This window comes from Leucobacter sp. M11 (assembly GCF_035726885.1).
GTDB lineage: Bacteria > Actinomycetota > Actinomycetes > Actinomycetales > Microbacteriaceae > JAPFRB01.
Genome location: NZ_JAPFRB010000004.1, coordinates 494,655 through 500,225, shown reverse-complemented (window position 1 = coordinate 500,225; position 5,571 = coordinate 494,655). Strand labels below are relative to the sequence as shown.

The window sequence follows — 5,571 nt, the reverse complement described above, 5'->3', positions numbered from 1 at the left end:
CTAAGGGGCGGCCCTTCGGTTCCGTGGTCCCGGACGGTGCCACGAACCGACCCAGGCTCCCCAGATCGCCCCACTTCATCCTTGCTGCCTTCCGTGCCGGGCTCTCAACGCGTCGCCCAGCGCTTTCCTTTCCGCTGAGCGTAAGCCCCGGCGGGAAAGGAACCGCGTGGACGCGCGGAACCGTTATCAATTCTTTGCGGAGTCTCCCCCGCGGGCCGGGGTTCCCCCCGAAAAACGAGCGCGGGCCCGCTCCTGAAGAGGAGCGGGCCCGCGGTGAGGTGCCGGGGATTACTCCGCGGCGGCCTCCTCGGCGGGAGCCGACTCCTCAGCCGATTCGTCGAGCACCGGGGCGAGCGACAGCTTGCCGCGGTCGTCCACCTTGGTGATCTCGACGAGGATCTTCTGGCCGATCGAGAGCACGTCGTCCACGTTCTCCACGCGCTTGCCACCGGCAAGCTTGCGGACCTCGGAGATGTGCAGCAGGCCGTCCTTGCCGGGCAGCAGCGAGATGAAGGCGCCGAAGGTGGCGTTCTTCACGACGGTGCCCAGGTACTGCTCGCCGACCTCGGGGTTCTGCGGGTTCGCGATCGCGTTGACCTGGGCGCGGGCGGCCTCAGCCGCGGGGCCGTCGGTCGCGCCGATGTACACGGTGCCGTCGTCGTCGATCGAGATGTCGGCGCCGGTCTCGTCCTGGATGCCGTTGATCGTCTTGCCCTTGGGGCCGATCAGCTCGCCGATCTTGTCCACCGGGATGTTGACCGTGATCACGCGGGGCGCGGTCGGGGCCATCTCGTCGGGGGCGTCGATCGCCTGGTTCAGCACGTCCAGGATCGTGAGGCGGGCCTCGTGAGCCTGCGTCAGCGCGCCCTTGAGCACGTCGGAGGGGAGCCCGTCGAGCTTGGTGTCGAGCTGGATCGCGGTGATGAAGTCCTTCGTGCCGGCGACCTTGAAGTCCATGTCGCCCAGCGCGTCCTCGGCACCGAGAATGTCGGTGAGGGCGGCGAAGCGGGTCTCACCGTCGACCTCGTCGGAGACGAGGCCCATCGCGATACCGGCAACGGCGGCGCGCAGCGGCACACCGGCGTTCAGCAGGGACAGGGTCGAGGCGCAGACGGAACCCATCGAGGTGGAGCCGTTGGAGCTGAGCGCCTCGGACACCTGACGGATCGCGTAGGGGAACTCCTCGCGGCTCGGCAGCACCGGCACGAGGGCGCGCTCGGCGAGGAAGCCGTGCCCGATCTCGCGACGCTTCGGCGAGCCAACGCGGCCGGTCTCACCGGTCGAGTAGGGCGGGAAGTTGTAGTGGTGCAGGTACCGCTTGGTGGTGACCGGCGACAGCGAGTCGATCTGCTGCTCCATCTTGAGCATGTTCAGCGTGGTGACACCCAGGATCTGGGTCTCGCCGCGCTGGAAGATGGCGGAGCCGTGCACGCGCGGGATGACCTGGACCTCGGCGTCGAGCGCGCGGATGTCGCTCTTGCCGCGGCCGTCCATGCGGACACCCTCGCTGAGGATGCGGCCGCGGACGATGTCCTTGGTCACGGACTTGTAGGCGGCGGAGGCCTGCCCGTTGGCGGACTCGGGGAGCTCCCCGGCCTCGACCTTGGCGGCGATGGCCTCCTTGACGCGGGCCTTGAGTGCGTCGTCGGCGTTCTGGCGCTCCTGCTTGTCCGCGATCAGGTAGATCGGGGCGAGCTCGGCGCGGGCCAGGGTGTCAACGGCGGCGAGAACCTCGTCCGTGTAGGGCAGGAACACCGGGTAGTCGGCGATGGCCTTGGCGGACTGGGCGGCCAGCTCGGACTGCGCCTTGCACAGCTGCGCGATGAAGGGCTTCGCGGCGTCGAGGCCCTCGGCAACGACGGCCTCGTTGGGCTTCGTGGCACCGCTGCGGATGAGCTCCCAGCTGTGCTCGGTGGCCTCGGCCTCGACCATCATGATCGCGACGTCTTCGACGCCGTTCTTGTCGGTCACCATGCGGCCGGCAACGACGAGGTCGAAGACCGCGTCCTGCAGCTGCTCGTTGTTCGGGAAGGCGACCCACTGCTCACCGATCAGGGCGAGGCGCACACCGGCGATGGGGCCGGAGAAGGGCAGGCCGGAGATCTGCGTCGACGCGGAGGCCGCGTTGATCGCGAGGGCGTCGTAGAACTCGCCGGGGGCGATGCTCATGACGGTGATAACGACCTGGACCTCGTTGCGCAGGCCCTCCACGAAGGAGGGGCGCAGGGGGCGGTCGATGAGGCGGCAGACCAGGATCGCCTCGGTCGAGGGGCGGCCCTCGCGACGGAAGAAGGAGCCGGGGATCTTGCCCGCGGCGTAGGAGCGCTCCTCGACGTCAATCGTCAGGGGGAAGAAGTCGAAGTGGTCCTTCGGCTGCTTGGATGCGCTGGTGGCGGACAGGAGCATGGTCTCCTCGTCCAGGTACGCGGCAACGGCGCCCTGCGCCTGCTGCGCGAGACGGCCAGTCTCGAAGCGGATCGTCCGCTTGCCGAACTTGCCGTTGTCGAGGACTGCCTCGGCGAACTTGATTTCAGGACCCTCCACGGGTTCTCCTTACACTTCGGGACGCGCGGGCACGTCCCGGGAACGCCAGATGGCCCCCGGGTGCGGTTGCTGATCAACAGTAGAAAATCACCCTCGCCGCTCTGGGAGAGAGGAATCCACCACCGAAGACCAGCGGACCTGCGGTTGTGCCCCACGTCTTTGGAAAGCGGTGTCAGTAGACACCGGTCCGAGCCTACCACGCGGGGCCCCGTTTGGGCCGGAAATCCGCGCGACGGGCGGGATCTGGGCGCACAAGCGCGCCCCCGTCCCTGATCAGGAACGGGGGCGCGGTCGACGCGGGAGCTTACTCCGTGATGTCGATGCTGTGCAGCGTCTCGGCGGAGACGGAGACGCGCAGGCGCTCGCTCGCCTCGTCCGAGAGGGCCTCGTCCAGGCTGAGCACGCTCAGCGCGCGGCCGACCTTCTCGTCCCGGGCAATCACGAGGCCGGCGATGTTGATGTTCTCCTGGCCGAGGATGGCGCCGTAGGAGGCCACCACACCGGGCTGGTCCTGGTAGGTGAAGGCGATCATGTGCTCGGCGATGGGCATTTCCATCTCGAAGCCGTTGATCTCGACGATCTTCTCGACCTGCTTCGGGCCGGTCAGGGTGCCCGTCACGGAGACGGTGGAGCCGTCGGCCAGGGAGCCGCGCAGGGTGATCACGTTGCGGTAGCTCTCGCTGCCGGACTCGGTGAGCTGGCGAACCTCGACGCCGCGCTGCTCGGCGAGCAGCGGCGCGTTGACGTAGGACACGGGCTCGGAGACCACGTTCGTGAACAGGCCCTTGAGGGCGGCGAGGCGGAGCACCTTGACGTCGTACTCGGCGAGCTCGCCGCGGACGACCACGTCGATCGAGGTGACGGGGCTGTTCTGCGCGAGGCCAGCGAAGACCTGGCCGAGCTTCTCGGTGAGGGGCAGGCCCGGACGCACGTAGGGGTCGATCACGCCACCGGCGACGTTGACCGCGTCGGGGACGAGCTCCCCGGCGAGGGCGAGGCGCACGGACTTGGCGACCGAGACGCCGGCCTTCTCCTGGGCCTCGTCGGTCGACGCGCCGAGGTGCGGGGTCACGGTGACGTTCGGCAGGCTCGTGAGGGCGTCATCCTGCGGCGGCTCCTGCACGAACACGTCGAGCCCGGCCCCGGCGATCTGCCCGGCGACGAGGGCGTCGCGGAGCGCGGCCTCGTCGATCAGGCCGCCGCGGGCGACGTTGACCACGTAGGACGTGGGCTTCATCTTCGCGAGCTGCTCGGCGCCGATCATGCCGAGCGTCTCGGGGGTGCGCGGCATGTGGATCGTGAGGAAGTCGGAGCGCTCGACGAGCTCGTCGAGGGTGACCAGGGTCACGCCGAGCTGCTGGGCGCGCGCCGCGGTGACGTAGGGGTCGAAGGCGATCAGCTCGACGCCGAAGCCGCGGAGGCGGTCGGCCACGAGGGCGCCGATCCGGCCGAGGCCGACGATGCCGACGGTCTTCTCGTAGAGCTCCGTGCCCGTGTAGGAGGAGCGCTTCCACTCCCCCGCGGACAGGGAGGCGTGCGCGCGGGGCACGTGGCGGGCGAGGCTCAGGATGTGGGTCACCGTGAGCTCGGCGGCGCTGATGATGTTCGAGGTGGGGGCGTTGACGACCATGACCCCGGCCTGGGTGGCGGCCTTGATGTCCACGTTGTCGAGGCCGACGCCCGCGCGGGCGATGACCTTGAGCTGGGGGGCGGCGGCGATGGCCTCGGCGTCGACCTGGGTCGCGGAGCGGACCAGGATGGCGTCGGCGGTGGCCAGGGCGGCCAGGAGCGCGGGGCGGTCCGTGCCATCGACGTTGACCACGTCGAAGTCGGGGCCGAGTGCGGCAACGGTGGCGGGCGAGAGTTGTTCAGCGATCAGCACGACCGGCTTAGACAATGGCGGATCCTTCGGTGCAGACGGGTCTGCCCGCCGGTTGCGGGCACGCGCACCAGTCTAGACCCCCTGGGATACCGCGACCTTGCCGCGGCCAGGCTTCGGCCAGCGCCGACGCCCCGAACTGCTCCGCAACCGGGCGCTCTTCCGCGGCGGCCCACCGGGCCGGGGCGGGTCACGGCGCTTCGGTCTTGTGGCGGGGCCCGGCGCACTGGGAGGATGGGATCTCTCCGTGTGCCTCCGCCGGAGCACCGCACACCCGAGAGATCACCGCATGCGCCCCGCCCTTCTTGTCCTCCGCTTCGGCACCGCCGCCGCCATCATCGCCGCCATCGTCGCGCAACTCGTCCGGAGCCTCGGGGTCTGGGCCGAGCGGGGCGACCAGCGCATCGACATCGACGTGCTGAACTTCTTCTCGTTCTTCACGATCCAGTCCAACATCCTCGGCGCGGTCGCGCTCACCATCGGCGGCGTGTCCCTCGCTCGGCGGGCGACGCCCCCGCGCTGGGCGGGCACGCTGATGCTCCTCGCCGCCACGTGCCTCGTCACGACCGGGGTGGTCTACAACACCCTGCTCCGGGGCATCGAGCTGCCGCAGGGCGCGACGGTGGGCTGGTCCAATGAGATTCTGCACGTGTTCGCACCGGCGCTCATCCTGCTCGACTGGCTCCTCGCCGCCCGCGCCCTCGGGCACCCCGGCCCCGGGCCGAAGTCGCTCGCGGTCGTGGTGGCCTATCCGCTCGTCTGGCTGACCGTGACGATGCTCCGCGGGCCGCGGGTCTTTGACGAGGGCACCGGGAACTCGTTCTGGTACCCGTACCCGTTCCTGAACCCGAACCACGACGGCGGCTACGGGCTCGTCGCAATCTACGGCGTGGGCATCGCGGCCGTGATCCTCGGCGCGGCCTTCGCCCTCCGCTGGGCCGCGAAGCGCCTGAGCCGCGCCGCGGACTGAGTCCGGACGGCGCGCGCTCCCGGGCAGGGGTACGCCCGGCACGGGCTCCCGCCCGGGCGCAGCGCCCGGCTACTCGAAGTAGGTGCTCGTGCCGACCAGGTTCATCAGGTCGAGCTGGATCACCGCGACCGTGGCGAGAGCCGCCGTCAGGATCAGCGCGCGGGTCCAGAGGCCCCGA

At 69.9% G+C, this 5,571-nt stretch carries 3 protein-coding genes; 1 reads left to right on the top strand and 2 read right to left on the bottom strand.

What is annotated here, in order from left to right; translation table 11 throughout:
• Positions 1-288: 288 nt before the first annotated feature.
• Positions 289-2,544, bottom strand: a complete 2,256-nt coding sequence (locus tag OOT08_RS14550) for a polyribonucleotide nucleotidyltransferase (RefSeq protein WP_325093506.1) — start codon at positions 2,542-2,544, stop codon at positions 289-291.
• Positions 2,545-2,848: 304 nt separating this feature from the next.
• Positions 2,849-4,441: a phosphoglycerate dehydrogenase gene (gene serA, locus OOT08_RS14545; RefSeq protein WP_325093505.1), complete on the bottom strand. Its 1,593-nt coding sequence runs from the start codon at positions 4,439-4,441 to the stop codon at positions 2,849-2,851.
• Between the two features lie 271 nt (positions 4,442-4,712).
• Here serA and OOT08_RS14540 point away from each other — a divergent pair, with 271 nt between their 5' ends.
• Complete coding sequence (locus tag OOT08_RS14540; RefSeq protein WP_325093503.1) at positions 4,713-5,393, top strand: Pr6Pr family membrane protein; 681 nt, start codon at positions 4,713-4,715, stop codon at positions 5,391-5,393.
• Positions 5,394-5,571: the final 178 nt, after the last annotated feature.

Excerpts from the sequence above, each read along its gene's own strand:
- OOT08_RS14540 (WP_325093503.1), top strand. The coding sequence starts at position 4,713 with ATGCGCCCCGCCCTTCTTGTCCTCCGCTTCGGCACCGCCGCCGCCATC.